Origin of the sequence: Modestobacter sp. L9-4 (assembly GCF_019112525.1) — a bacterium.
In the GTDB taxonomy this organism is placed as follows: domain Bacteria; phylum Actinomycetota; class Actinomycetes; order Mycobacteriales; family Geodermatophilaceae; genus Modestobacter.
Genome location: NZ_CP077800.1, coordinates 413,358 through 438,868 on the forward strand (window position 1 = coordinate 413,358; position 25,511 = coordinate 438,868).

Sequence of the window (25,511 nt, forward strand, 5' to 3'; positions counted from 1 at the left end):
GCCTGTCGTCAATCCCGACCGATGTGATGGGCTTTGTGTCGTGACCACCATCGCCGTCGTGGGCAACCCGAAGCCGAACTCCCGCACCCGCGCCGCCGCCGAGCGCGTCGTGGCCGAGCTGACCGGCGCACCGCCGGACCGGGTCGTGGACGTCGTCGACCTGGGCGCCGGGCTGCTGGGCTGGGGTGACCCCGCGGTCGCCGAGGCCGTCGAGGCGCTGCGCCGGGCGGAGGTCGCCGTCGTGGCGAGCCCGACCTACAAGGCCACCTACACCGGCCTGCTGAAGCTGTTCCTGGACCAGGTGGGCACCGGTGACCTGGCCGGGGTGGTCGCCGTCCCGCTCATGCTCGGCGGGGGGCCGACGCACGCGCTGGCGCCGGAGCTGCTGCTGAAGCCGGTACTGGTCGAGCTGGGCGCCACGACACCCACCCGGGGGCTCTACCTGGTCGACCGGGTGTGGGACGCCCCCGGTCCACTGGAGGAGTGGGCGGCCGTCGCCCGCCGACAGGTGACCGCTGCCCGCACCGCCGGCCGCGACTGACCTCCCGACGGCACGAGGCCCCCGCTCGACGGTGAGCGGGGGCCTCGGCCTGTTCGGGTCCCGTCCGGGACGCGGTCAGCGCCCCGGACGGGGAAAGGTCACTTCCGGACGTCGACGGTGACCGTGTTCGTGCTGGTCACCTTCGCGCCGAAGCTGTCCGTCATCGTCAGCGTGCAGTCGAACGTCGCCGTCCCGACCTGCGTGGGGGTGCCCCGCAGCTGGAAGGTGGCGTTCTGCTCGGCCGGGTAGTCGCGGTTGGTGACCTGCTGGGCCGACCCGGGGGCCAGCTCCAGCTTCATCGCCGGACCGGACTTCTGAGTGCAGCTGAGGGCGAACGAGCTGCCCACGAGCGTGCCCGTGCCCTTGTTGCCGAACTGCACGACCACCTGGACGTTCTGCTTCACGTTGGCCCGGACGACCGACCCGTTGTTGATCTGTGAGTACAGCTTCGTCGTCGTGGGCGGCGCGGTGACGACCACGTCGAAGCTCACCGGGTTGGCCGTGTTCCCGGCCCTGTCCGTGGCGGTGCAGGTGACCTTGGTGGTGCCGATCGGGAACAGCGAGCCCGACGGCGGGGTGCAGACCGGGGTGACCGCGCCGTCGCGGGTGTCGCCGGCGGTCACCGCGTAGGTCACCGTCGCGCCCTTGGTGCTGATGGAGGTGGCGTACACGGTGTCGTGCCCGGCGATGCGGGGCGCGAGCTGGTCGCTCGGACGCGCCGCGAGCTGCTCCGGGTCGACGATGCCCCAGTAGGCGGGCTTGGCCTCGAGCTGGTCACCGAAGGGCAGCGGCGCCTCCCACGGGCGGGCCGCCGGCCACGTCCGCAGCCAGCTGCGGGCGTTGTCCAGACCCCAGAAGGTCACCGACTGGATCGAGTCGCTGTGGGTGCGCAGCATGTCGAACAGGTCGCGGTAGTAGTAGCCGACCTCGGTCTCGGCCTCGGCCTGGTCGGCCATCCCGGGGCGGTGCTGCGGCACGGTGCCGGCGCTGACGTCGGCGCCGTTGTTCTCCGCCGAGTCGCTGACGTCCAGCTCGGTGATCGCCTGCAGCAGCGGGTGCCCGGTGCGGGCGCTGAGCTGCTCGACGGCGGTGAGCGAGTCGTCCAGCCACTCGATCGGCCGGCTGAAGTCGACGTGCGCCTGGTGGCCCACCCCGTCGATCGGCGCCCCGGCCTTCACCAGCGAGTCGATCAGCTCGAGGTAGTCGGCCCGCTTCGTGGGCATCTCGGTGTTGTAGTCGTTGAGGAACAGCTTCTGCTGCGGGAAGTACCTGTCGGCGATGCCGAAGGCCTTGGCCACCCACTGCTCGCCCAGCACCCGGTAGTACGGGCTGTTGCGCATGTCGTGGGCGTTGCCGTTGGCGCCGTCCTCGATCGTCTCGTTGGCCACGTCCCAGGCCCAGATCGGGACGGGCTTGCCGCTGGCTGCGTAGCGGGCGTTGACGTGGTCGGCGATGCCCTTGACGTGCGCGTCCATGTGCCTGAGCAGCGTGGCCTGGTCGGCCGCGGAGTTCGTCAGCGTGTGGTGGTCCACGTCGTCCTGGAAGAACCAGGCCGGGGTCTGGGAGTGCCAGAACAGCACGTGGCCGTAGACCTGCACGTTGTTCGCGTCGGCGAAGTCCAGCAGCCGGTCGAGGTTGCCGAAGGTGAAGTTCCCCTGCGTCGGCTCGGTGCTCTCGGGCTTGCCGTCGTTCTCCGGGGTGAAGGAGTTGAACTGCTTGGTGTAGAGCTTCGAGGGCCGGCCCACGGTCTCCCGCGAGTCGATGGCGGTGCTCACGTGCTCGAAGCCCTGCGCACCGAGCACGTCCTTGAGCGCCGGGACGTCCTGGATCGGCTCCTCCACGATCGGCGTCAACGTCAGGTCGTCGATGGTGAAGGCGACGTTGGCGGTGCCCTCGACGTACAGCTGCGCCTTGTCGATCGGCGCACCCAGGACGTAGGTGCCCGTCAGCTGGGTCCAGGCGTCGGCCGAGACGACGGCGGCGGCGCCACCGACACCCTCGTAGTTGGTGACCGTGCCCTTGTCGCGCTGCACGGACAGCTGCAGGGACGCCGGCGCCTGGCCCGGGGCGAGCTTGGCCCACACCGAGACGCGCACGGCCTGGCCGATCGCGACGTTCTTCGTCACGTCGATGGCCGGGCCCTGCCAGTTCTGCAGCCGGTTGGTCACGGCCAGCCCGGCGGTGCCGTTGCGGCCGGCGCCGGCGGTGACGGCGACCTTCGCGTCACCGCGAGGGGCCCAGCCCTGCAGGCCGGACTCGAAGTCCGTCGACAGCGGCAGTGCGGTGCCCGGCGTCACGGGCGCGGCGGCCTCGCCGACGATGCGGACGTCGTCGAGGAAGAACTGCTGGGTCGCGTCGGGGCTCTCCAGGTAGACCTCGAGGCTGCTGTTCGCGGTGGCGAAGGTGTAGCGGCCGCTGACCTTGGTCCAGCCCGTGTCGTTGACGGCGACCTGGTAGGCGACCGAGTCGTAGCTGGTCGTGCCGGTGGCGGACGGGGTGCGCGCGACGCTCAGCGAGACCTGGTCGGCGCCGGAGCCGGCGGGCAGCTTGACCCAGGCCTCGATGTCGTAGGTGCCGGCCGGCATCAGCGTCTTCCCGTCGAGGGCGGGGCCGTTCCAGGCCTGCGAGCGGCCGGTGGTCAGCAGGCTCGACGTGCCGGTGTGGGCCTCGGCGGTGCTGACGGCGACCTTCGCGTCACCGCGGCCGAAGAAGGCGGCGGTGCCGGACTCGAACCCGGTCTCGAAGACAGTGGAGGGGGCGGCGGACGCGGCGGGGGCGGCCAGCAGGCCCACCCCTCCGGCCATGGCGAGGCACAGTGCCCCGGCTCCCAGACGACGTTGTCCCATGTGTGGCGTTCTCCTCGGGCGGCGGTGCTCGGGTGGAGGTAACGGAAAGTGTCGGAAGTCGCTCGGCACTGCGCGGAAGTGAAACATCGCTGCAATCCGGGGTCAACGGTCTCGTCATCTCCGGTCGGTCTGCCCGCGGGGTCGGTCAGACGCCCGCCGATCACCCGGCGTGACGGCCCAACGCATCAACAACTTCCGGAAGCTGCTAGGTTCGGCGCGTCGACGGCGCGTCGCTCACCCTGAGTCCCGGCTGTGCTCGTGCAGGTGATCTGGGACACGGGCGGGCAGACGACGCCGAACGGGAGCTCGCGGTGGTCCGGACGGCGTGTGCCATCGTCGGCGGCATGGTGAACGTCCTGTCCGTCCAGTCGCACGTGGCCTACGGGCACGCGGGCAACGCCTCGGCGGTCTTCCCGCTGCAGCGGCTGGGCATCGAGGTCTGGCCGGTGCACACCGTGCAGTTCTCCAACCACACCGGCTACGGCGCCTGGACCGGGCGGGTCTTCGACGGCCAGGCCGTCGAGGAGGTCGTGCAGGGCATCGAGGACCGCGGCGTGCTCGGCAGCTGCGACGCCGTCCTGTCCGGCTACCTGGGCTCGGCCGACATCGGCCACGCGGTGCTCGGCGCGGTGGCGAAGGTGCGGGCCGCCAACCCCGACGCCGTGTGGTGCTGCGACCCGGTGATCGGCGACGTCGGGCGCGGGGTGTTCGTCCGCCCCGGCATCCCGGAGTTCCTGCGCGAGGTCGCCGTCCCGGCCGCCGACGTCGTCACGCCCAACCACTTCGAGCTCGACCTGCTCGCCCAGCGCGAGACCCGCACGCTGGCCGAGGTCGCCGAGGCCGTGGCCGTCGTCCAGGCGCTGGGCCCGCGGGTCGTGCTGACCACATCCCTGGTCACCGACGACACCCCCGACGACGCCGTCGACCTGCTCGCGTCCGAGGGCGGCCGGCACTTCCGGGTGCGCACGCCGCGGCTGGACGTGTCGGTCAACGGCGCCGGTGACGCCATCGCCGCCCTGTTCCTGGCGCACTGGCTGCGCACCCGGTCGGCCGAGCAGGCCCTGGGTGCGGCGGCGGCCTCGGTGTTCGGGCTGCTGCGGATGACCGCCGAGGCCGGTTCCCGCGAGATCCTGCTGGTCGCCGCGCAGGACGAGTACGTGTCCCCCACCCGCACCTTCGACGTGACCGAGGTCCGACCATGACCGACTTCCCCGCCCTGTCCGAGCTCGCCGCCCAGGAGGCCGAGCTGCAGCTGCCCGGCTTCACCAACGACGACGCCTGGGCCCTCGGCTCGGCGCTCGTCGCCCGTGCGCAGGCCGAGCAGCTGCCGGTCGCGATCGAGATCTCGCGGCACTCCCACCAGCTCTTCCACGCCGCACTGCCCGGCGCGACGCCGGACAACGACACCTGGATCGCCCGCAAGGCCGCCACGGTGCACCGGTTCGGGCACAGCTCGCTGTACGTCGGGCAGCGCTCCCGGGAGGCCGGGACGACGTTCGAGGCGGAGTTCGGCCTGGACCCCGAGCGCTACGTGGCCCACGGCGGCGGCTTCCCGGTGATCGTGCGGGACGTCGGCCCGGTCGGCGTCGTCGTGGTCTCCGGGCTGCCGCAGGTCGAGGACCACGCGATGGTGGTCGCCGCGCTGCGGGCCCACCTGGCGACCCGGGGCTGACCGGCCGGCCGGCTCTCCCTCACGGCGTAGCGTCGGGGTCACGGTCCAACTCGCGCCAGGTCCCGACGACCGTCGGGCGCCGCGCACTCCTCCCGCCGCGCCGTCGGCGGAGTCAGGCCAGTGCCATGACCGCATCCCCGTCCGCCACCACCTCGCCCTTCGCCAGCGACGCCCCGCCGCTGGCCGAGGCCCCCGAGGCCGCCCACGCCGGCGTGCCCGAGGCCCCTGGGTGCCCGGCCTGCGCGCACCCGATGAGCGCGCACGACCGGATCGGCGTCCGGTTCTGCCTGGCCACCACCGCCGGCGGGACCCGGCGCGGCTGCGTCTGCAGCGCGTCCTGACCCCGCCGGCGGCGGATCGGCTCAGCCGCCGACCGGGGTGAACGCGCCGCGGCCGACGCGCACGACCTCACCGGCGTCGGCCGGGAGCCCGAGGAACTCCGTGACGCTCCACGCCGAGGCGTAGAGCCCGCCGTCCCGGGCCAGCAGGCCGGTCGGCATGGTGACCTGGGCGGTGCTGCGCTCGCCGTGCCGGGTCACCTTGGTGACCTCACCGACCGTGGCCGGGTCGAAGTCCGGACCCGGCTCACCCTCCGGCGCCCCCTCCCCGACGTTCGACACGTAGACCGTGCCGCGCCGGTCGACGGCCAGCCCGGTCGGCGCGGTGAGCCCCTCGATCACGTCGAGCACGCGACCGCGCGGGGAGAGCACGTACACCCGGCCCGCGCCGGGCACGTCGGCGCCCAGCGTGCTGACGTACACCTCGCCCCACGGGCCCTCGGCGATGCCGGTCGGCACCGGGTCGCAGCCGACGGTGCCCGGGTTGTTCTCCGCGCCGGCGCAACCGGGGACGTCGGTGACCAGCGGCGGGACGAAGAACGTCGACACCTCGCCGCTGTGCCGGTCGACCGACAGGACGGCGTTGGCGCCCGCGTCGGCCACCAGCACCCGCCGACCCTGGGCCAGCACGGCGTAGGGGTTGGACAGCGCGTCGACGGGCGCGCCGTCGGGGCCGAACTGCAGCTGGCCGTCGGGGTTGGCCGCCAGCTCGTAGGCCAGCAGGTCGATGGTCTGCAGCACCTCGCCGCCGGGCTCGGCGACCACCAGGGAGCTGGCCCCCGGCAGCGGCGGCGCCGGCTCCTCGCCCTCCGCCGGCGGTCCGGCCTCCCCGGTGGCGACGTACAGCCGGCCCCGGTCGTAGTCCACGCCCTGCGGTGTGGCGAGCCCGCTGAGCAGGGTCTCGACCCTGCCCGACCGCAGCGAGACCGAGGACACCTCCCCGCTGCCGGACTCGGCGACCACGACCCGGTCGCCCCGGTAGTCGCTCAGCTGGCGGGGACCGTCCAGCCCGCCGGCCACGGTGCTGACCGGTGCGCCGTGACCGTGGCCGCCACCGGCGCCCGCCGGGGTCGCCGGCAGCACCACCAGCGCGGCGCCGGCCGCGACGAGCACGGCGGTCTTCCTGGAACGCCTCATCGAGCTCCCTCTCGATCTCCCCCGCGTCTGTGGACCTGCTGTGACGCCGGACACCTTCCTCGCCCCGTCGGTCGGCGCTCAACGGGTCGTCGGGAGCGGTGTCGCGCGCCGTCGCAGGCGGTAGCGGCGTGCTGCCACGGCGGCCGTACCCGGCACCTACAGTCGGCCGGTGACCGTGCCGCCTCCCCCCTCGCCGACGGCGCCCGACCCGGCGGCGCCCGACCTGGCGGCCCTGCGCGCCGACCTGACCGCCGACTGCAGCCGCTGCGTCGGGCTGTGCTGCGTGGCCCCGGCGTTCGCCGCCTCGGCCGACTTCGCGATCGACAAGCCGGCCGGCACCCCGTGCCCGAACCTGCGCAGCGACTCCCGCTGCGGCATCCACGACCGGCTGCGCGACCGGGGCTTCCCCGGCTGCACGGTCTTCGACTGCCTGGGCGCCGGCCAGCGGGTCACCCAGCAGACCCTCGGCGGCGCCGACTGGCGGTCCGACCCCGGGACGGCGACGACGATGTTCGCGGTGTTCCCGGTGATGCGGCAGCTGACCGAGCTGCTCTGGCACCTCATCGAGGCCGCCACCCTGCTCCCCGACGGGCCGCTGCGCGCCGCCGTCGAGACGGCCCGCGCCCGCACCGAGCAGCACACCCTCGCCCCGGCGCCGGACCTGGTGGCACTGGACGCCGGGAGCCTGCGCGCCGAGGTCGGCGCGCTGCTGGACCAGGTCAGCGAGACCGTCCGCGCCGACGTGCCCGGCCGGGCGCGCGACCGGCGCGGCGCCGACCTGATGGGCGCCTCGCTGCGCGGGGCGCAGCTGCGTGGCGCGAGCCTGCGCGGCGCGTACCTGATCGGCGCCGACCTGCGGGGTGCGGACCTGCGGCGGGCCGACCTCCTCGGGGCCGACCTGCGGGCCGCCGACCTGCGCGGTGCCGACCTCACCGGCGCGCTGTTCCTCGTCCAGCCCCAGCTCACCGCGGCCACCGGCGACGCGGGCACCCGGCTGCCCGCGGGGCTCGCCCGTCCCGTCCAGTGGGCGGGGACCACCTTCGAGCGGCGCCGCCGCTGATCGCGCCCTAGCGTGGCGCGGTGCAACTGTTCCGGACGAAGTCCCTCGAGGCCATCCAGTCCGACGTCGGCTCCGACGACGACGCCGGTACCGGCTCCGTCGGCCACCTGCAGAAACGGCTCAGCGCCCGGCACCTGATCGGCTTCGGCATCGGCGTGGTCATCGGCACCGGCATCTTCACCCTCACCGGCATCCAGGCCCGGGAGACCGCCGGCCCGGCCGTGGTGATCAGCTTCGCCCTGGCCGGGGTCGTCGCCCTGCTCGCCGCGCTCTGCTACGCCGAGCTGGCCTCGAGCGTGCCGACCGCGGGCAGCGCGTACACCTACGCCTACGCCACCACCGGCGAGCTGCTGGCCTGGGTCATCGGCTGGGACCTGTTCCTCGAGTTCGCCTTCGGCGCCGCCGTCGTCGCCCGCGGGTGGTCGGCCTACATCGGCAACCTGCTGGACCTGCCGCCCTCGCTGTTCGGCGAGGAAGCGACGGGCAACGTCGGCGCGGCGTTCATCGTCGTCGTCCTGACCCTGGTCGCGGTGCTGGGCATCAAGGAGTCGGCGCGGGTCACCAACGTGCTGGTCGTCGTCAAGGTCGCCGTCTGCGTGTTCGTCGTGGTCACCGGCATCTGGTTCGTCAAGGGCGCCAACCTCACCCCGTTCGTCCCCGCGGGCCAGCCGTCGGAGGACACCGGTGGCCTGGCCCAGCCGCTGATCTCGCTCATCGCGGGGCTGGAGCCGGCCACGTTCGGCATCGGCGGGGTGCTCACCGCGGCCGCCGTCGTCTTCTTCGCCTACACCGGCTTCGAGGCGGTGGCGAACCTGTCGGAGGAGACCCGCAAGCCCTCCCGCGACGTCCCGCTGGGACTGCTGGGCACCCTCGGGGTGGCCACCGCGCTCTACATCGGCGTCGCGTTCGTGGTCGTCGGGATGGTCAAGTACACCGACATCGACGCCGGCGCACCGATCGCCGACGCGTTCGACCAGGTCGGGCTGGGCTGGGCGTCGTCGCTGATCTCGCTCGCCGCCGTGGCCGGGCTGACGTCGGTGATCCTGGTCGACCTGCTCACGGTCAGCCGGATCGGCTTCGCCATGGGCCGCGACGGGCTGCTGCCGCCGGCGATCGCCAAGGTCAGCCCGCGCACCGGCACCCCGGTCCGGATGACGCTGGTCTACGCGGCCGCGGTCCTGGTGACGGCCACCTTCGTCCCGCTGGAGAGCCTGGCCAACCTGGTCAGCATCGGCACCCTGTTCGCGTTCGTGCTGGTGTCGATCGCCGTCCCGGTGCTGCGCCGCACCCGGCCGGACCTGCCTCGGTCGTTCCGGGTGCCGCTGTCCCCGATCGTCCCGGTGCTGTCCGCGCTGGCGTGCCTGTACCTGATGCTCAACCTGGAGGTGGAGACCTGGCTGCGCTTCCTGGCCTGGCTGCTGATCGGACTGGTGATCTACGCCCTCTACGGCTACCGGCACTCGCGGGTGGGCCACGAGGAGCGGGTCGCGCGCGGGAAGGGCTGACCGGCGCGCGACCGCCGGGCTCAGCTGTCGGCAGTCGCCGGCTGGGCCTGGCTCGCCACCCGGTGGCAGGCGGCGCAGGTGCCGAAGATCTCCAGGGTGTGCTTGACGTCGACGAAGCCGTGCTCGCCGGCGACCCGGTCGGCCCAGCGCTCGACCGTGGGCCCCTCGACCTCCACCGTGCGCCCGCAGCTGCGGCAGACCAGGTGGTGGTGGTGGGTGGTGCTGCACCGGCGGTAGATGGCCTCGCCGTTGTCGGTGCGGATGGAGTCGAGCTCGCCGTCGTCGACGAGGGCCTGCACCGCCCGGTAGACCGTCGACAGGCCGATGCTGTCGCCGGCGGCGCGCATCCGGGCGTGCACCTCCTGGGCGCTGTGGAAGCCGTCGAGTGCGTCGAAGACGGCCACCACGGCGGCGCGCTGGCGGGTGTTGCGGATCATCGCGGCATCGTCCCATCCCCGGTCGTGCAGCCCTCGGCGGCGGGCGCGGCGGCGTGCGACACGTGCGCGAGCGCGTCCCGGACGATGTGCGCCACGTGCGGGTCGACCAGCTCGTAGTGCACCTCGCGGTGCCGCCGCTCGCCGACCACCAGGCTCGCCCCGCGCAGCACCCGCAGGTGCTGGGAGACCAGCGGCTGGGGCGCCCCGAGGGCGTCGACCAGCTGGTGCACGCAGCGGCTTCCGTGCTGGTCGAGCAGCGCGATGATCGCCAGCCGCATGGGGGCGGCGAGCGCACCGAGCAGCGCGCTGGCGGCCTGGACGGTGTCCGGGTCGGCGCCGGGTGCGGCGACCAGCTCCCTGCTCGGTGCTGCGGTCATGACATCACGGTAGCGCCATGTGAGAACTGTTGTCGACTGCCGGCTGCTCGGCGGGCTCGTCGTCCCGGCTCCCCCACCCGCGGCGCACCCGCCGCCGGGAGCTGAGCCGGCACACCAGGTAGATCAGGAAGCTGATCGTGGTGACGAAGGGGCTGATCGGCACGCTGGTGCCCAGCGCCACCAGGATGCCGCCGACGGCGGAGGTGACGGCGAAGGCGACGCTCAGCACCGGGGCCAGCACCGGGGAGGCGGTCACCCGGAACGCCGCGGCCGCCGGGGTCACCAGCAGGGAGAGCACCAGCAGCGCCCCCACCACCTGGACGGCGAGGGAGACCGCGAGCGCCAGCAGCACGGTGAACAGCACCGACAGCAGCCCGGCGGGCAGGCCACGGGCGACCGCGACCTCGGGGTCGGCGCTGATGAAGGTCAGCGGGCGCCAGATGACCGCCAGGCCGATGACCACCACGACCGACAGGCTGATCAGCCAGCCCAGCTGCTCACCGGCCACGGAGACGACCTGCCCGGTGAGCAGCCCGAACTTGTTGGCCGCCCGGCCCTCGTACAGCGCGAGGAACAGCACGCCCAGCCCGAGCCCGAAGGGCATCAGGACGCCGATCACGGAGTTGCGGTCGCGGGCGCGGATGCCCAGCGCCCCGATCAGGGCACCGGCGAGCAGCGAGCCCAGCACCGAGCCGAGCGCGACGTTGACGCCCAGCAGCAGCGCGGCCGCCGCACCGGCGAAGGACAGCTCGGCGATGCCGTGCACCGCGAACTGCATGTCCCGCATCTGCACGAAGACGCCCACCAGCCCGCCGATGACGCCGAGCAGCGCCGCCGCGATGAGGGAGTTGTGCACCAGGCCGAGCAGCCGGCCGTAGTCGTCGAAGGAGAAGAAGTCGCTCATCGGTGCTCCACCGTGACGTCGGGGTGGTGGGAGTGGTCGTGCCCGCGGCCGGCCTCGACCGGGTGGTCGGGCGTGCCGACGACGACGATCCGGCCGCGCACGGTGAACACGTCGACCGGCGTGCGGTAGAGGTCGCTGAGCGACTCCGACGTCAGCACCTCGGCCGGGGTGCCCAGCCGGTGCCGGCCGCCGGCGATGTAGAGGACCCGGTCGACCATGTCGAGCACGGGGTTGATCTCGTGGGTCACGAAGACCACCGCGGTGTCGTGCTCGCGGCGCCGCCGGTCGATCATCGAGCTGACCGCGCGCTGGTGCCGCAGGTCCAGCGACAGCAGCGGCTCGTCGCACAGCAGCAGCGCCGGGTCGCCCACGAGCGCCTGGGCGATCCGCACCCGCTGCTGCTCACCGCCGGACAGCAGCCCGATCGGCGCGTCGGCGTAGGCGGTCGCCCCGACCGCTGACAGCGCCTCGTCGACCCGCGCCCGGTCCGCGCGGCTGCGCAGCCGGAGACCGAACCGGTCGCCGTCGATGCCCAGGGCCACCAGGTCGCGGGCGCGCAGCGGGGTGGCGACGTTGAGCGTCTTCTGCTGCGGCACGTACCCGACGGACCGGTTGCCGCGGCCCGGCGCCCGCCCGACGACCGACATCGTGCCGGCGGACAGCGGCTGCTCACCCAGCACGGCCCGCAGGAACGTCGACTTGCCCGCCCCGTTCGGGCCGAGGACGGCGAGGAACTCCCCCGGCGCCACGTCCAGGTCCAGACCGCTCCACAGCGTCCGGGCGCCGAACGCCACCGCCGCCCCCCGGGTGGACAGCGGCGGGGCGGCGGCGTCCGGGCGGACGCCCGCGCTGGTGCTCATCAGGCGGTCAGGACGACAGCGCGGCGGCGACGGCGTCGAGGTTGCTCTGCATCCAGGAAACGTAGTCCTCGCCCTCGGGCAGCGTCTCGGTGACCGGGACGACGGCGACGCCGGCGGCCTTGGCAGCCGACAGCACCTGCTCGGTCTCCGGGCCGGTGGTCTGCTCGTTGTAGACCAGCGCCTTCACCTGCCCACCGGAGAACAGGTCGACGGTCTCCTGCAGCACGGCCGGGGCGACGTCGCCACCCTCCTCGATGGCCTCGGAGAACTCCTCGGGCGTGCGGTTCTCCGCGCCCAGGGCGTCCAGCAGGTAGCCCGGCACCGGCTCGGTGATCGCGACGCCGGCGCCGGAGGTCCTCGGCTCGTCGGCGGCCTCGCCGTCGATGAGGCCCTGCACCCTCTCCTTGAAGTCGGCGCCGTTGGCCGCGTAGTCGCTGGCGTGCGCGGCGTCGATCGCACTGAGCGAGGACACGATCTCGTCCGACAGCTTCAGCACGGTCGCGAAGTCGTACCAGACGTGCTCGTTGAGCTCCTCGCCCGCGGCCTGCGCCTCGGCCTCCCGGCCGGACAGCGCGACCACGTCGACGACCTTCGCCTTCGAGTCGCTGGCCGACAGCAGCGTCTGCATGAAGTCGTCGTAGCCCCCGCCGTTGGCGACGACCAGGTCGGCGTCGGAGACGGCCAGCTGCGTGCGGGTGTCGGCCTCGTAGGAGTGCGGGTCCGCCGACGGGTCGGAGATGACCGAGGTGACCTCGACGTCGTCGCCGCCGATGGCCGAGACGATGTCGCCGTAGACGTTGGTCGAGGCGACGACGGAGACGCCGTCGGACGAGGACGACGACGACCCGGCGGCGCCCGCGGCCGACGCGTCGTCGGAACCGCACGCGGCCAGCAGCAGCAGCGACGACGCGGCGGCTGCTGCCGCGACCGACTGGACCATGCGCATGAACTTCTCCCAAGAATGACAACGGTTACCGCTAGCGTAAGCGATCCAGCTCGGCGTGTCGTCGACCGGGTTCCTCCGGCGGTCCGGGACACCCCGGTCCAGTGCTCCCGGCAGCGGTCGGCCGGTTCGGCCTCGCGTCGACCGTGACCATGGTTCCCGTTACCGTGGCTGGGCACACGAAGTCCCCACCCCCGAACCGAGGAGCCCGTCCATGGCCGAGTCGACGACCAACCGCACCGCCACCGCCGGCCGACTGCTGCGCAAGGCCGCCGGGACGGTGGCCACCGGTGTGGTCGGCGTCGCCGTCGTCCGGGCCGCCGAGCGCGGCGAGGGCGGCAGCCTCCCCCGCCGGATCGCCGTCACCGCCACCCGGCTGGGCATCCTGGGCACCCGCCGCGCCGAGACCGCCGTCGAGCGTGCCCGGCTGGCCGCCGGCGACGTCCGCGCGCAGGCCTACGCCGACCTGGGCGAGCAGGCTCCCCCGCCGGCCGACCGGTCCACCGGCGGCCACGACCACAGCCACTGATGACCGCCGCGACGCCCACGCCGCCGGCGGTCGTCGCCGACGCCGGCGGCCGGGTGCGCATCGCCGTCCCGGCGCTGACCGGCTCCCCGTCGCGCGCGGTCCAGGTGGAGGACGCCCTGGACGGCGTCCCCGGCGTGCTGGCCGCGCAGGCGTTCCCGGGCACCGGGCAGGTCGTGGTCTGGCTGACCCCGGACGCCGACCGGGCCGAGGTGCTCGCCGTGGTGGCCGGCGCCGGGGAGCTGTCGGCCGACGCGGTGGTCGCCCGCCGTCCCCGCTCGGCCGACGTCGCCAACACCGAGCTGCTGCGGATCGGCATCGGCGGGGCCGCCCTCGCCCTGCTGGGCGTCCGGCGCTACGGCTTCGGCCGCCCGCCCGTGCTGTCCGGGCGCAGCCGGCTGGTGGCCAGCGCGCTGACGCTGTTCACCGGCTACCCGTTCGTCAAGGGCGCGTTCGGCGCGCTCGCCGGAAGACGCACGGCCGGCACCGACGCCCTGGTCACGGCGGCGACCTTCGCCAGCCTGCTGCTGCGGGAGAACGTCGTCGCACTCACCGTGCTGTGGCTGCTCAACATCGGCGAGTGGATGCAGACCCTCACCCTGCGGCGCACCCGCCGGGCGATCTCCGCGCTGCTCGCCGGCACCGAGACCACCGCCTGGGTGCTGGTGCCCGGCGTGGACGGCGCCCCCGACGTCGAGCGCCAGGTCGACCTCGCCCAGCTGCGGGTCGGTGACCTGGTCGTCGTGCACGACCAGGCCACCATCGCCGTCGACGGTGAGGTCGTCGAGGGCACCGGAGTCGTCGACCAGGCCGCCATCACCGGCGAGCCGCTGCCGGTCTCGGTGGCCGCCGGCGACACGGTGCACGCGGGCTCGGTGAACCTGCGCGGCCGGCTGGTGGTGCGCGCCTCGGCCACCGGCTCGGACACCGCGATCGGCCGGATCATCGCCCGGGTCGAGCAGGCCCAGGACGACCGGGCGCCGATCCAGACCGTCGGGGAGACCTTCTCCGCCCGCTTCGTGCCGGCGTCCTTCGCGCTGGCCACGCTGACCTGGCTGGTCACCCGCGACGTGCGCCGGGCGATGACGATGCTGCTGGTCGCCTGCCCCTGTGCCGTGGGGCTGTCCACGCCCACCGCGGTGAGCGCGGCCATCGGCAACGGCGCCTCGCGCGGCGTGCTGATCAAGGGCGGCGCGCACCTGGAGGCGGCCGGCCGCGTCGACGCCGTGGTGTTCGACAAGACCGGCACGCTCACCATCGGCCGGCCCGTGGTCACCAACGTCGTCTCCTTCTCCGACGACTGGACGCCGGAGGAGGTGCTCGGGTACGCGGCGAGCTCCGAGGTGCACTCCCGGCACCCGCTGGCCCAGGCGGTGATCCGCTCGACCGAGGAGCGGCACGTGTTCATCCCGCCGCACGAGGAGTGCGAGGTGCTGCTGGGCCTGGGCATGCGCACCCAGGCCGACGGCCGGGTGCTGCTGCTGGGCAGCGAGGCACTGATGGCCGGCGAGGGCGTCGCGGTCGGCGAGGACGCGGCGACCTGGCTGACCACGCTGCGCGCGGCCACCGAGACGCCGCTGCTGCTGGCGGTCGACGGCGAGCTGGTCGGGCTGGTGAGCCTGCGCGACGAGATCCGCCCGGAGGCCCGCGAGGTGCTCGCCGAGCTGCGGGCCACCGGGGTGCGCCGGATCGTGATGCTGACCGGTGACCACGCGGCCACCGCCGCGGCCGTCGCCGCAGAACTGGGCATCACCGAGTGGCAGGCCGAGGTGCTCCCGGAGCACAAGCAGGACGCGGTCACCGCGCTGCAGGCCGACGGGCACACCGTGGCGATGGTCGGCGACGGCACCAACGACGCCCCCGCGCTCGCCGCGGCCGACATCGGCATCGCGATGGGCGTCTCGGGCACCGACGTCGCGGTGGAGACCGCCGACGTCGCGCTGGTCGGTGACGACCTGCGCCACCTGCTGGACCTGCGCGAGCTGGGCGGCCGGACGCTGCAGATCGTGCGGCAGAACTACGGCATGTCGATCGCGGTCAACGGCATCGGGCTGCTGGTCGCCGGCGGTGGCGCGCTGTCGCCGGTGCTGGCGGCGGTGCTGCACAACGCCTCCTCGGTGGCGGTGGCCGGCAACTCCGCCCGGCTGGTGCGCTACCGCGGGGTGCGCCGCGACTACCCGGCGATCGAGCCGGACGGCGTCCTCGCGACCACGGCGGCGCCGGAGGGCTGACCGGGCCGGGTGGGATCGGACGACGTCCGGTCCCACCCGGTCAGCCGGGTGGGGTCGGCAGCCAGGAGACGTGTCCGGCCAGGACCGCGTAGCCGACGAAGGCGACCGTGTCGATGAGCGTGTGCGCGACGACGAACGGGCCCACCCGCCCCCAGCGCTGGTACAGCCGACCGAACAGCAGCCCCATGACCAGGTTGCCGGCGAACCCACCGAGGCCCTGGTACAGGTGGTAGCTGCCCCGCAGCACGGCGCTCAGCGCCAGCGCCCGGCCGTCGCCCCAGCCCAGCTGGCGCAGCCGGTGCAGCAGGTACCCACCCACCAGCACCTCCTCCAGCACGGCGTTCTGCGCGGCGGACAGCACCAGCAGCGGCACCCGCCACCAGACGTCGGGGAGGTCCTCGGCGACCACGGTGAGGTCCGCCCCCAGCGCGTGCACGGCGAGGTAGAAGGCCAGCCCCGTGCCGCCGACCAGCGCGGCGAGGGCGACCCCGCGCAGCAGGTCCGGGCGGGGGCGGGAGAGGTCCAGCCCGATGGTGCGGGCGCCCTCCCCGGAGCGGGTCAGCAGGTGCAGGGCCAGCGCGACCGGCACCAGGGACGCCGCCAGCCGGACCAGCTGCAGCACGAGGTCGAGGACCGGTCGCCCGGGCGCGAGCGAGCCGTTGAGCACGGCGGCCTGCTCTCCCAGCGGCACCCCGGTGGCCACCGCGGCCACCAGCGCGACCAGGGCCCGGACGCCGGAGGCGCCGAGCGAGAGCCCCATGACCAGCCAGAGCTCCACCGCCAGCCACCGCCGCGGCACGGACCCGTCCGGCGCGGGAGCCGGGGGCGGGGAGGTGTCCGACCCGCCGGCCGGTGTCGGTGGCTGCACGCCCGCGGACGGTACCCACGGCAGCTGTGGGCGACCTGCGGACGCCTGTCCACGATTTTGACAATCGTTGTCAGGTAGGTGATCGTGTCGGCATGCGAACGACCCGCCCTCCTCGTACCCGCCCGCGTCTCCCGCTGCTCGTGGCGCTGGCCTGTGCCGGCTCGGCTGCGCTGGCCGGGTGCGCACCGGCCGACGGCGCGGAGCCGACCGCGGACGGCGACGGCCGGCTGGGCGTCGTCGCGTCGTTCTACCCGCTGGAGTGGCTCAGCGAGCAGGTCGCCGGCGACCGGGCGACGGTCACTTCGCTCACCCCACCGGCGGCCGAGCCGCACGAGTACGAGCTGACCCCCGGCGACGTCGCCGCGACCGCCGGTGCCGACCTGGTCGTCTACCTGCCGACGCTGCAGCCCTCGGTGGACGCCGCCGTCGACCAGCAGGCCGGCGACCACGCCTTCGACGCCGGCGCCGCGGCCGACCTGGACCTCGTCTACTCCCCGGAGCACGGGGACGAGCACGCCGGCGACGAACACGCCGGCGGGGACGACCCCGGCGACGGGGCGGTGACCGACCCGCACTTCTGGCACGACCCGATGCGGATGGCCGCGGTCGGGGACGCGCTCGCCGAGCGGCTGGGCGCCGTGGACCCGGCCGGCGCCGCGGTCTACACCGCCAACGCCGCCGCCCTCCGCCAACAACTGGACGCCCTCGACACCGAGTTCCGCACCGGTCTGGCCACCTGCGCCAGCCGTGACATCGTGACCAGCCACAGCGCCTTCGGCTACCTGGCCGAGGCCTTCGGCCTGCACCAGGTGGGCATCAGCGGGCTGGCCCCGGACGAGGAGCCGGCGCCCAGCGCGCTCACCGGCGCCACTGCCTTCGTCCGCGAGCACGGGGTGTCCACCATCTACTTCGAGACGCTGGTCAGCCCGGCCGTCGCCGACACCGTCGCCCGCGAGACCGGCGCGCAGACCCGGCAGCTCGACCCGATCGAGGGGCTGACCGACGCCTCGCAGGGCACGGACTACCTGCAGGTCATGCGGTCGAACCTGGCGAGCCTGCGGGCAGGTCAGCAGTGCTCCTGAGCTCCCGCCCCGCCCGGCCGGCCGCTCCCCCGGCGGCGCCGACCGGTGCCGTCCTGGAACTGCGCGGCGCCGCCTTCGGCCACGGACGGCGGCCGGTGCTGCGCGGGGTCGACCTGACCGTGCACCCTGGCGAGGTGCTGGCCGTGTGCGGGCCCAACGGTGCAGGCAAGTCCACGCTGGTGCGCGGCCTGCTCGGGCTGTCGGACGTGCTGGCCGGCGAGGTGCGGCTGTTCGGGCAGCCCCGCGGGCAGTTCCGCGACTGGCAGCGGGTGGGGTACGTCCCGCAGCGGTCCACCGTCGTGGGCAGCGTCCCGGTCACCGTCCGCGAGCTGGTCTCCTCCGGCCGGCTGAGCCGGGTGGGCCCGTGGCGGCGCTTCCGCGAGGTCGACCGGTGCGCCGTCGACTGCGCCCTGGAGGGCGTCGGTCTGGCCGGCCTCGACCGGCGCCCGGTCGCCGAGCTGTCCGGTGGACAGCAGCGGCGCGCGCTCGTGGCCCGCGCCCTGGCCGGCGACCCGGAGCTGCTGGTGCTGGACGAGCCGACCGCCGGCGTCGACGCCGGCAACCAGCGGGTCCTGGCCGCCACCCTCGCCGGGCTGGCGGCGACCGGGACGGCCGTGGTGGTCGTCGTCCACGAGACCGGCCCGCTGGCATCGGTCATCAGCCGCACGGTCACCGTCGGCGGGACGGCGGTCGAGGACGCGTGCTGAGCTACGACTTCATGCAGCTGGCGCTGGTGGCCGCCGTCCTGGTCGGGCTGACTGCGCCGACGGTCGGCGTCTACCTGGTGCAGCGCCGGCTGTCGCTGATCGGCGACGGGCTGGGGCACGTCGCGCTGTTGGGCGTGGCCGTGGGCCTGGCGACCCGAACGGCGCCGGTGCTCACCGCGCTGGTGGCCACGGTCGGCGGCGCCGTCGTGCTGGAGCTGCTGCGCAGCCGCCGCTCGGCCAGCACCGACGTCGCACTGGCGGTCATGTTCTACGGCGGGATCGCCGGCGGTGTCGTCGTGGTCACCCGGGCGCCGGCCGGGACGCCGGCCAACCTGGACAGCTACCTGTTCGGGGCGCTGACCACCACGACGCGCACCGACCTGGTCGTGTTCGCCGTCATGGCGGTCGTGGTGCTGGGCGTGACGATCGGGCTGAGCCGCCACCTGTTCACCGTCGCCCTCGACGAGGAGCACGCGACGGCCAGCGGCCTGCCCGTGCTGCGGCTGAACCTGCTGCTGGCCGTGGTCACCGCGGGCACGGTGACGCTGTCGATGCGGGTGCTCGGCCTGCTGCTGATCAGCGCGCTGATGGTGCTGCCGGCCGGGTGCGCCCAGCTCGTCGCCCGCAGCTTCCGGGCCAGCCTGGTCGTCGCCGTGCTGGTCGGCGTCACCGTCGCGGTCACCGGCACGGTGGTCTCCTTCTACGCCGACACCCCGTCGGGCGCGACGATCGTGCTGGTGACCATCGCCGTCTTCGCCCTGCTCTCGGCCGCCCGGCCGCTGGTGCGCGCGTCGCGCCGGGACGCCGGCGGGCGGGTGCGTGGCGGCGTGCTGCACGGGGCCGTCCTCGACCCGTTGCCCGGACCCGGGAACTGAGCGCCCCGGCGGGACGACTGCCTGGGTGTGCCGGCAGTGGCCGGCCCTCGCGCACCACCCAGGGAGAACCCTTGCACATCCTGACCCGTTCCTCGGCCGTCGTCGCCGCGACCGCGCTGTCCGTCGTGGCGCTGGGGGTGGGGTCCGCCTCCGCCCACGTCCGGGTCAGCTCGGCCGACGCCGCGCCCGGCGGCTACGGCGAGCTCACCTTCCGGGTCCCCACCGAGAGCGACACCCTCTCCACGACCGAGCTGGCCGTGAAGCTGCCCACCGACACCCCGCTGGCCTCGGTCAGCGTCAAGCCGGTGCCGGGCTGGACGGCGCGCACCGAGACGACGACGCTCCCCACGCCGGTGCAGACCGACGACGGCGAGGTCACCGAGGCCATCTCGCAGGTGGTCTGGACCGCCGACCCCTCGGCCGCCATCGCGCCCGGGCAGTACCAGACCTTCACCATCCTGGCCGGGCCGCTGCCGGAGACGGGGTCGCTGAGCCTGCCGGCGGTGCAGACCTACAGCGACGGGTCCGAGGTGGCCTGGATCGAGCCGGCCGTCGCCGGCCAGGCCGAGCCCGAGCACCCCGCCCCGGTCCTGCAGCTCACCGCGCCGGGCGGGGACACCGCCGGCGGCGTCGTCGCCGACTCCCCCGCGGACACGACCGCCACCAGCGCCGCCGCGGCCACGACCGACGACGGCCCGTCCGGGACCGCGGTCGCCGGCCTCGTCGTCGCGATCGTGGCGCTGCTGGCCGCCGGGGCCGCCCTCGTCACCGGCCTGGCCGGACGGCGCCGCACCGGCGCCTGACAGGTCGTCAGGTCACCCGCCGGAACGGCAGCGGACCGGACGGACCGGAATCGCCCGGTCCGTCCGGTCGGCTGATCACTCCCCGGCCTGGCCGGCGGTGCTGCCGTTCTCCTGCTCGCTGCTGGGGGCGCCGACCCACACGGTCTTGGCGTTCATGAACTCCCGCATGCCCAGCTCGGTCAGCTCGCGGCCGTAACCGCTCTGCTTGACCCCACCGAAGGGCAGGTCCGGGTAGCTCGACGTCATGCCGTTGATGAACGCCATGCCGGACTGGATGTCGCGGACGAACTCGGCGCGCTCGCCCTCGTCCTCGCTCCACAGGTTGGAGCCCAGGCCGTAGGGGTGGCTGTTGGCGATCTCGATGGCCTCGTCCAGGCTGTCGACGGTCCACAGCGCGGCGACCGGCCCGAAGACCTCCTCGGCGTACAGCTTCATCTCCGGCGTGATCCCGGTGAGCAGCGTCGGCTCGTAGAACCAGCCGGGCCCGTCGACGCGCTTGCCGCCGACGACCACGGTCGCGCCCTTGCTGACGGCGTCCTGCACGTAGTCGTCCACGTCGTCCACCCCGGACTCGGTCGCCAGCGGGCCGATCTCGGTGCTGGAGTCCATCGGGTCCCCGACGGTCAGCGCACCGATCTTCTCGGCGAACAGCCGGGTGAACTCCTCGGCGACGTCGCGGTGCACGAAGAAGCGCTTGGCGGCGATGCAGGACTGCCCGTTGTTCTGGTTGCGCGCGGTGGTGGCCACCTCGGCGGCGGTGTCCAGGTGCGCCGAGGGCATCACGATGAACGGGTCGGAGCCGCCCAGCTCCAGCACCGTGGGCTTCAGCACGTCACCGGCGATCGCGGCCACCGACTGCCCGGCCGGTGCGCTGCCGGTCAGCGTCGCGGCGACCACGCGGTCGTCGCGCAGCACCCGCTCGATCGTCTTCGAACCGATCAGCAGCGTCTGGAAGACGTCGGCCGGGAAGCCGGCCTTCCGGAACAGCTCCTCCATGTACAACGCGGTCTGCGGGACGTTGCTGGCGTGCTTGAGCAGGCCGACGTTGCCCGCCATCAGCGCCGGGGCGGCGAAGCGCATGGCCTGCCAGAGCGGGAAGTTCCACGGCATGATCGCCAGGACGACGCCGAGCGGCTGGTAGCTGACGTAGGCCTGCTGCGCGTCCACCGCGTCGGCGTCCAGCTGCTGCGGCTCGAGCATCGCCGGGCCGTGGTCGGCGTAGTAGCGCAGCGCCTTGGCGCACTTGGCCACCTCGGCCTTCGCACTGGACAGCGTCTTGCCCATCTCAGTGGTCATGAGCGCGGCGACGTCGTCGGTGTCGGCGTCCAGCACGTCGGCGGCCGCGCGCAGCCAGCCGACCCGGTCCTCGACGCTGGTGAGCCGGTAGCTCGCGAAGGCGGTCGACGCGCGGGCGATCTTGTCCTCCAGCGCGTCGTCGGTCAGCGGCTCGAAGGTCTTCAACGTCTCGCCGGTGGCAGGGTTGATGGTGGCGATGGCCATGGGGGGCTCCCGTCGGTGCGAGGTCGCGGGCCACGGCCGGACGGCGGCGTGCCACGGAGGCGCTCGGCCGTCCGGCTGGGCTCGCCGGGCCCTCTGCACCTGCCCGGGGCCGGACCGGTGAAACGGAGTCCCCGGACACGCCGGGGCCACCGCCGACCGGCCAGCCGCACGCCGCCGTCCGTTCACCCGGGGACCGCGCCACGGTCGTCCGGCCCCGCAACAGTCCCGGCATGGCCCTCGATGCCCCCCTGTCCCGCCGCACCCTGCTGAAGGGCGGGGCCGTCACGGCCGCCGCCCTCACCTTCGGCGGCATGTCCGCCGAGGCCGCCCGCGCAGCCGTCGCCGAGACCGCCCGCTCCGGCGTCTTCGGCTTCGGCGTCGCCAGCGGCGACCCCACCGCCACCGAGCTGCTGCTCTGGACCCGGATCACCCCCACCCCCGACGCCCTGCCCGGCAGCGGCAAGGGCCCGGCGGTCAACGTCCGCTGGGAGCTGGCCGCCGACGAGGGCTTCACGAAGATCGTGCGCCGCGGCGACGTCGTGGCCGACGCCAGCCGCGACCACACCATCAAGGTCGTGGTCAGCCGGCTGACGCCCTACACCCGCTACTGGTACCGGTTCACCTCCGTCGGCCAGACCTCCCCGGTCGGACGCACCCAGACCGCACCCGACGAGGCCGGCCAGCTGCACGCGCTGCGCATGGCGTTCGTCTCCTGCAGCAACTGGACGGGTGGCTTCTTCACCGCCTACCGCGGGATCGCCGCCCGCGACGACCTGGACTTCGTCCTGCACCTGGGCGACTACCTCTACGAGTACGGCAACGACCCGCGCATCGCCGGGGTCGCCGGCTCCGGTGACCGGTACGGCCCCAACGCGCTGATCGGCATCCGCGACCACGAGCCGGCCACCGAGATGGTGTCGCTGTCGGACTACCGCACCCGGCACGCCCTCTACAAGACCGACCCCGACCTGCAGGCCAGCCACCGGAAGCACCCGTGGATCGTGATCTTCGACGACCACGAGATCACCAACGACGCCTATGCCTCGGGCGCGGAGAACCACGAGCGCGACGACGACCCGGACACCGCCTACACCGAGCCGGGCAAGCCCGCCGGCATCCGCCCCGAGGGCAACTTCCAGGAGCGCCGGGCCCGCGCCTTCCGCGCCTACCTGGAGTGGATGCCGATCCGCGAGCCCGCCATGTGGCAGCCGCAGGCCAGCCAGGGCCAGCAGTTCTTCCGCCGCTACAGCTTCGGCGACCTGGCCGAGCTGTCGGTCATCGAGACCCGGCAGAACCGGGCCGCGCAGGTGCCGGCGACCGTCGGCGGCGCCGTCAACCCGGCTCTGGCCGACCGGGACCGTCACCTGCCCGAGACCCAGCAGATGACCTGGCTGACCAAGGGCCTCACCGCGAAGAGGACGGCGTGGCACCTGGTGGGCAACCAGACGGTGTTCGCCCGCGTCTTCGCCGTCCCGCGCGCCGGCGTGGTGGGCGGGCAGGTGTTCAACACCGACCAGTGGGACGGCTACCAGGCCGACCAGCGCACGGTGCTCACGGCGATGGCCGCCTCCGGGGGCACCGACCCGGTCGTGCTCACCGGTGACATCCACTCCTCGTGGGCCAACGAGCTGCCCACCGACTGGGCCAGGTACCCGGTCGACGGCAACTCCGTCGGGGTGGAGTTCGTCTGCCCCTCGATCACCAGCAACGGGTTCAAGGAGTCCCTCGGTGGCTCCGCGGCCGCGGCGCAGGCGGCGACGGCGGGCTTCCAGGCCACCAACCCCTGGGTCCGGTACCTCGAGGGCATCGGCCACGGGTACGTCGTCCTGGACGTCACGCCCGAGCGCGTGCAGGCCGACTTCTGGTTCATCCGCAGCAAGGGCGACAAGGGCCTGGCCCTCGACCCGCGGCTGGACCCGCAGGCGACCGTCGCACTGGAGACGTCCTTCGTCTCGCTGAAGGGCAGCCGGAAGATCAGCGGCCCGGTCGCCGAGCTCGGCGCCCGCAGCGACCAGCCCCGCACCGCGCGCTGACCCCGGTCCCGCTCGCCCGCGCCCCGGGCGAGCGGGACCCCCGGTGGCCACCTAGCGTCGGACCGAGACCTCCGGCACCGCCCCGGGTGGCCGCCGACGAGGAGGACCGATGTCCGGCTCCAGCCGCATCCAGCACCCCGACTTCGCCCGGAAGGTCGTGCCGGCCGAGGAGGCGGCTGCCCTCGTCTCCCCCGGGGACACGCTCGGCATGAGCGGCTTCACCGGGGCCGGCCACCCCAAGGAGCTGCCGCCGGCGCTGGCCCGCCGGATCACGCAGGCGCACGCCGCCGGGCAGCCGTTCCAGGTCGACGTCTGGACCGGCGCGTCCACCGCACCGGAGCTGGACGGGGCGCTCGCCGCCGCCGGCGGCATCGGCCTGCGACTGCCCTACCAGTCCGACCCGGTGACCCGGGAGGCGATCAACCGCGGTGAGGTCGACTACCTCGACGTGCACCTGTCCCACGTGGCCCAGCTCGCCTGGGAGGGCTTCCTCGGCCCGCTGGACGTCGCCGTCGTCGAGGTCAGTGCGATCACCGCCGACGGCGAGCTGGTCCCCTCCTCCTCGGTCGGGAACAACAAGACGTGGCTGGACCTGGCCGACCGGGTGGTGCTGGAGGTCAACTCGTGGCAGCCGGAGGCCCTGGACGGCATGCACGACGTCTACTACGGGACGGCGCTGCCGCCGCACCGCCGTCCGGTGCAGCTGACCCACCCCAGCGACCGGATCGGCGTCCCGCACCTGCGGGTCGACCCGGCGAAGGTGGTGGCGGTGGTGGAGACGCACGCCCCCGACCGCAACACCCCGTTCAGCCCGCCCGACGACACCGCCCGCGCCATCGCCGGGCACCTGATCGAGTACCTGGAGCACCAGGTCTCCCGCGGCCGGCTGCCCGTCGACCTGCTGCCGCTGCAGTCCGGCGTCGGCAACGTGGCCAACGCCGTCCTGTCCGGGTTGCAGGAGTCGCGCTTCGAGAACCTGACCGCCTACACCGAGGTGGTCCAGGACGGCATGCTCGACCTGCTGCGGTCGGGCACCCTCACCTTCGCCTCCGCCACCGCGTTCTCCCTCAGCCCCACCGCGATCGCCGAGTTCACCGACCACGTCGCGGAGTTCCGCGACCGGATCGTGCTGCGCCCGCAGGAGATCAGCAACCACCCCGAACTGGTGCGGCGCCTCGGCGTCATCGCCATGAACGGGATGATCGAGGCCGACGTCTACGGCAACGTCAACTCCACGCACCTGATGGGCAGCCGGATGCAGAACGGCATCGGGGGCTCCGGCGACTTCGCCCGCAACGCGTTCCTGTCCGCCTTCGTCAGCCCGTCGACGGCCAAGGGCGGGGCCATCTCCGCGATCGTGCCGATGGTCTCCCACGTCGACCACACCGAGCACGACGTGGCCGTGATCGTCACCGAACAGGGACTGGCCGACCTGCGCGGGCTGTCCCCGCGCAAGCGCGCCCGGCAGGTCATCGACCGTTGCGCGCACCCGGACTACCGGGCTGCGCTCACCGACTACACCGAGCGCGCCCTGCACGGGGCGCACGGGCGGCACACCCCGCACCTGCTCGACGAGGCGCTGAGCTGGCACTCCCGCTTCCTGCGGACCGGGAGCATGCGCCCGGCCTGACCGTCGGGTCAGTCCGGGAAGACGTCCTGGTGGGAGTACAGCAGCTCGCCGCCGTCCTCGTCGGGCTCCTCGCCGGGCGCGACGGCCGAGCCGACCACCAGGACCGAGCGTGCCGTGGACCGCAGGCCCGGCTCCCCGCCGACGGCGCTCCAGCCACCGGCACGGGCCAGCCGGGCGAGCGCCGACCCCAGGTCGTCCTCCCCCGCCGCGGCGAGCACCGCGGCCTCGTCGGTGACCTGCAGGTCGTGCCGCTGCAGCACCGTCACCGCGGTGACGCCGGAGAGCTCAGGGGCGGGGGCGGGGACGGCCGGGGGCTGCGGGTCACGCAGGTCGATGCCGAGGTCCTCGACCTCCTGGTCCTGGTCGACGTCGTGCAGGACACCGAACGGGAAGTCGCCACCGGTCAGGTCCAGCTGTGCGTCGGCATAGGCCAGCACCGCGGGCAGCAGGCGGTCGTGGGCGGCCAGCAGCTCGGGCACGCCGTCCTCACCGCTCACCGCCGCCACCGCCGCGGCGTGCGCGGTCACCGCCGCCGCCAGCTCCGCCCCCGCGACACGCAGCCGCTCAGCCCCGGCCGGGGTCCACTGGGTCAGGTCGTCCTCGTCAGCCACGCCGCGACCGTACGGGCACGGCGAC

General features: G+C 74.0%; 24 protein-coding genes. 14 read left to right on the top strand and 10 right to left on the bottom strand.

Annotation, left to right across the window (positions count from 1 at the left end; genetic code table 11):
* The first annotated feature begins 40 nt into the window (after nucleotides 1-40).
* A complete protein-coding gene (locus KUM42_RS01975) occupies nucleotides 41-541 on the top strand; it encodes an NADPH-dependent FMN reductase (RefSeq protein ID WP_237494648.1) in 501 nt (166 codons plus the stop codon).
* Nucleotides 542-639: 98 nt separating this feature from the next.
* Here the strand turns inward: KUM42_RS01975 and KUM42_RS01980 are convergent, their stop codons facing one another.
* Nucleotides 640-3,345, bottom strand: coding sequence for an endo-1,4-beta-xylanase (locus KUM42_RS01980; protein ID WP_237494649.1), 2,706 nt, complete (start codon nucleotides 3,343-3,345; stop codon nucleotides 640-642).
* 386 nt (nucleotides 3,346-3,731) lie between these two features.
* On the opposite strand from KUM42_RS01980, the gene pdxY reads away from it, so the two are divergent.
* The 3 genes from pdxY to KUM42_RS01995 all read left to right on the top strand — a co-directional run bounded on the left by pdxY (nucleotide 3,732) and on the right by KUM42_RS01995 (nucleotide 5,400).
* Nucleotides 3,732-4,589, top strand: coding sequence for a pyridoxal kinase PdxY (gene pdxY, locus KUM42_RS01985; RefSeq protein WP_237494650.1), 858 nt, complete (start codon nucleotides 3,732-3,734; stop codon nucleotides 4,587-4,589).
* Nucleotides 4,586-5,059: a heme-degrading domain-containing protein gene (locus tag KUM42_RS01990; RefSeq protein ID WP_237494651.1), complete on the top strand. Its 474-nt coding sequence runs from the start codon at nucleotides 4,586-4,588 to the stop codon at nucleotides 5,057-5,059. The genes pdxY and KUM42_RS01990 overlap by 4 nt, the downstream gene beginning before the upstream one ends.
* A gap of 125 nt (nucleotides 5,060-5,184) precedes the next feature.
* A complete protein-coding gene (locus KUM42_RS01995; RefSeq protein ID WP_237494652.1) occupies nucleotides 5,185-5,400 on the top strand; it encodes an RGCVC family protein in 216 nt (71 codons plus the stop codon).
* A gap of 21 nt (nucleotides 5,401-5,421) precedes the next feature.
* Here the strand turns inward: KUM42_RS01995 and KUM42_RS02000 are convergent, their stop codons facing one another.
* Nucleotides 5,422-6,534, bottom strand: a complete 1,113-nt coding sequence (locus KUM42_RS02000) for a ScyD/ScyE family protein (protein WP_237494653.1) — start codon at nucleotides 6,532-6,534, stop codon at nucleotides 5,422-5,424.
* 169 nt (nucleotides 6,535-6,703) lie between these two features.
* Here KUM42_RS02000 and KUM42_RS02005 point away from each other — a divergent pair, with 169 nt between their 5' ends.
* Together KUM42_RS02005 and KUM42_RS02010 are read left to right on the top strand one after the other, a co-directional pair.
* Nucleotides 6,704-7,594, top strand: a complete 891-nt coding sequence (locus tag KUM42_RS02005; RefSeq protein ID WP_237494654.1) for a pentapeptide repeat-containing protein — start codon at nucleotides 6,704-6,706, stop codon at nucleotides 7,592-7,594.
* Between the two features lie 20 nt (nucleotides 7,595-7,614).
* On the top strand, nucleotides 7,615-9,099 hold the full coding sequence (locus KUM42_RS02010; protein WP_237494655.1) for an APC family permease: 1,485 nt from the start codon (nucleotides 7,615-7,617) through the stop codon (nucleotides 9,097-9,099).
* 20 nt (nucleotides 9,100-9,119) lie between these two features.
* Here the strand turns inward: KUM42_RS02010 and KUM42_RS02015 are convergent, their stop codons facing one another.
* From KUM42_RS02015 to KUM42_RS02035, 5 genes are read right to left on the bottom strand one after another with little or no spacing between them, the layout of a single operon-like run.
* Entirely contained in the window at nucleotides 9,120-9,536 is a 417-nt protein-coding gene (locus tag KUM42_RS02015) for a Fur family transcriptional regulator (protein ID WP_237494656.1), read from the bottom strand.
* Nucleotides 9,533-9,913, bottom strand: coding sequence for a metalloregulator ArsR/SmtB family transcription factor (locus KUM42_RS02020; protein WP_237494657.1), 381 nt, complete (start codon nucleotides 9,911-9,913; stop codon nucleotides 9,533-9,535). Before KUM42_RS02020 ends, KUM42_RS02015 begins: the two co-directional genes overlap by 4 nt.
* A gap of 4 nt (nucleotides 9,914-9,917) precedes the next feature.
* Nucleotides 9,918-10,817, bottom strand: coding sequence for a metal ABC transporter permease (locus KUM42_RS02025; RefSeq protein ID WP_237494658.1), 900 nt, complete (start codon nucleotides 10,815-10,817; stop codon nucleotides 9,918-9,920).
* Entirely contained in the window at nucleotides 10,814-11,677 is an 864-nt protein-coding gene (locus tag KUM42_RS02030) for a metal ABC transporter ATP-binding protein (RefSeq protein WP_237494659.1), read from the bottom strand. Before KUM42_RS02030 ends, KUM42_RS02025 begins: the two co-directional genes overlap by 4 nt.
* Before the next feature lie 7 nt (nucleotides 11,678-11,684).
* Complete coding sequence (locus KUM42_RS02035; protein ID WP_237494660.1) at nucleotides 11,685-12,623, bottom strand: metal ABC transporter solute-binding protein, Zn/Mn family; 939 nt, start codon at nucleotides 12,621-12,623, stop codon at nucleotides 11,685-11,687.
* 211 nt (nucleotides 12,624-12,834) lie between these two features.
* On the opposite strand from KUM42_RS02035, the gene KUM42_RS02040 reads away from it, so the two are divergent.
* Nucleotides 12,835-13,149 (top strand): DUF1490 family protein, encoded by a 315-nt coding sequence (locus tag KUM42_RS02040; protein ID WP_237494661.1) that lies wholly within the window; start codon nucleotides 12,835-12,837, stop codon nucleotides 13,147-13,149.
* Nucleotides 13,149-15,377 carry a cation-translocating P-type ATPase gene (locus KUM42_RS02045; protein WP_304610733.1) on the top strand — a complete coding sequence of 743 codons (2,229 nt, stop codon included), beginning with the start codon at nucleotides 13,149-13,151 and terminating at the stop codon, nucleotides 15,375-15,377. The genes KUM42_RS02040 and KUM42_RS02045 overlap by 1 nt, the downstream gene beginning before the upstream one ends.
* A 40-nt stretch (nucleotides 15,378-15,417) precedes the next feature.
* On the opposite strand, the gene KUM42_RS02050 is transcribed toward KUM42_RS02045, so the two are convergent.
* The gene (locus KUM42_RS02050) at nucleotides 15,418-16,245 is read right to left on the bottom strand and encodes a CPBP family intramembrane glutamic endopeptidase (protein WP_237494662.1); all 828 of its coding nucleotides are present in this window, start codon (nucleotides 16,243-16,245) and stop codon (nucleotides 15,418-15,420) included.
* A 92-nt stretch (nucleotides 16,246-16,337) separates the two neighbouring features.
* Between KUM42_RS02050 and KUM42_RS02055 the strand changes: the two genes are divergently transcribed.
* From KUM42_RS02055 to KUM42_RS02070, 4 genes are all read left to right on the top strand, one after another.
* Nucleotides 16,338-17,327: a metal ABC transporter substrate-binding protein gene (locus tag KUM42_RS02055; protein WP_237494663.1), complete on the top strand. Its 990-nt coding sequence runs from the start codon at nucleotides 16,338-16,340 to the stop codon at nucleotides 17,325-17,327.
* A complete protein-coding gene (locus KUM42_RS02060; RefSeq protein ID WP_237494664.1) occupies nucleotides 17,318-18,034 on the top strand; it encodes a metal ABC transporter ATP-binding protein in 717 nt (238 codons plus the stop codon). The genes KUM42_RS02055 and KUM42_RS02060 overlap by 10 nt, the downstream gene beginning before the upstream one ends.
* Nucleotides 18,028-18,909 (top strand): metal ABC transporter permease, encoded by an 882-nt coding sequence (locus KUM42_RS02065; protein WP_237494665.1) that lies wholly within the window; start codon nucleotides 18,028-18,030, stop codon nucleotides 18,907-18,909. The genes KUM42_RS02060 and KUM42_RS02065 overlap by 7 nt, the downstream gene beginning before the upstream one ends.
* Before the next feature lie 71 nt (nucleotides 18,910-18,980).
* Nucleotides 18,981-19,712 (top strand): YcnI family protein, encoded by a 732-nt coding sequence (locus KUM42_RS02070; protein WP_237494666.1) that lies wholly within the window; start codon nucleotides 18,981-18,983, stop codon nucleotides 19,710-19,712.
* Nucleotides 19,713-19,787: 75 nt separating this feature from the next.
* On the opposite strand, the gene KUM42_RS02075 is transcribed toward KUM42_RS02070, so the two are convergent.
* Nucleotides 19,788-21,212 (bottom strand): NADP-dependent succinic semialdehyde dehydrogenase, encoded by a 1,425-nt coding sequence (locus KUM42_RS02075; protein ID WP_237494667.1) that lies wholly within the window; start codon nucleotides 21,210-21,212, stop codon nucleotides 19,788-19,790.
* 230 nt (nucleotides 21,213-21,442) lie between these two features.
* Between KUM42_RS02075 and KUM42_RS02080 the strand changes: the two genes are divergently transcribed.
* Together KUM42_RS02080 and KUM42_RS02085 are read left to right on the top strand one after the other, a co-directional pair.
* Nucleotides 21,443-23,245, top strand: coding sequence for an alkaline phosphatase (locus KUM42_RS02080; protein WP_237494668.1), 1,803 nt, complete (start codon nucleotides 21,443-21,445; stop codon nucleotides 23,243-23,245).
* Between the two features lie 109 nt (nucleotides 23,246-23,354).
* The gene (locus KUM42_RS02085) at nucleotides 23,355-24,875 is read left to right on the top strand and encodes an acetyl-CoA hydrolase/transferase family protein (RefSeq protein ID WP_237494669.1); all 1,521 of its coding nucleotides are present in this window, start codon (nucleotides 23,355-23,357) and stop codon (nucleotides 24,873-24,875) included.
* A gap of 8 nt (nucleotides 24,876-24,883) precedes the next feature.
* Here KUM42_RS02085 and KUM42_RS02090 read toward each other — a convergent pair whose 3' ends face one another.
* Nucleotides 24,884-25,486 (bottom strand): hypothetical protein, encoded by a 603-nt coding sequence (locus tag KUM42_RS02090; RefSeq protein ID WP_237494670.1) that lies wholly within the window; start codon nucleotides 25,484-25,486, stop codon nucleotides 24,884-24,886.
* Nucleotides 25,487-25,511 lie beyond the last annotated feature (25 nt).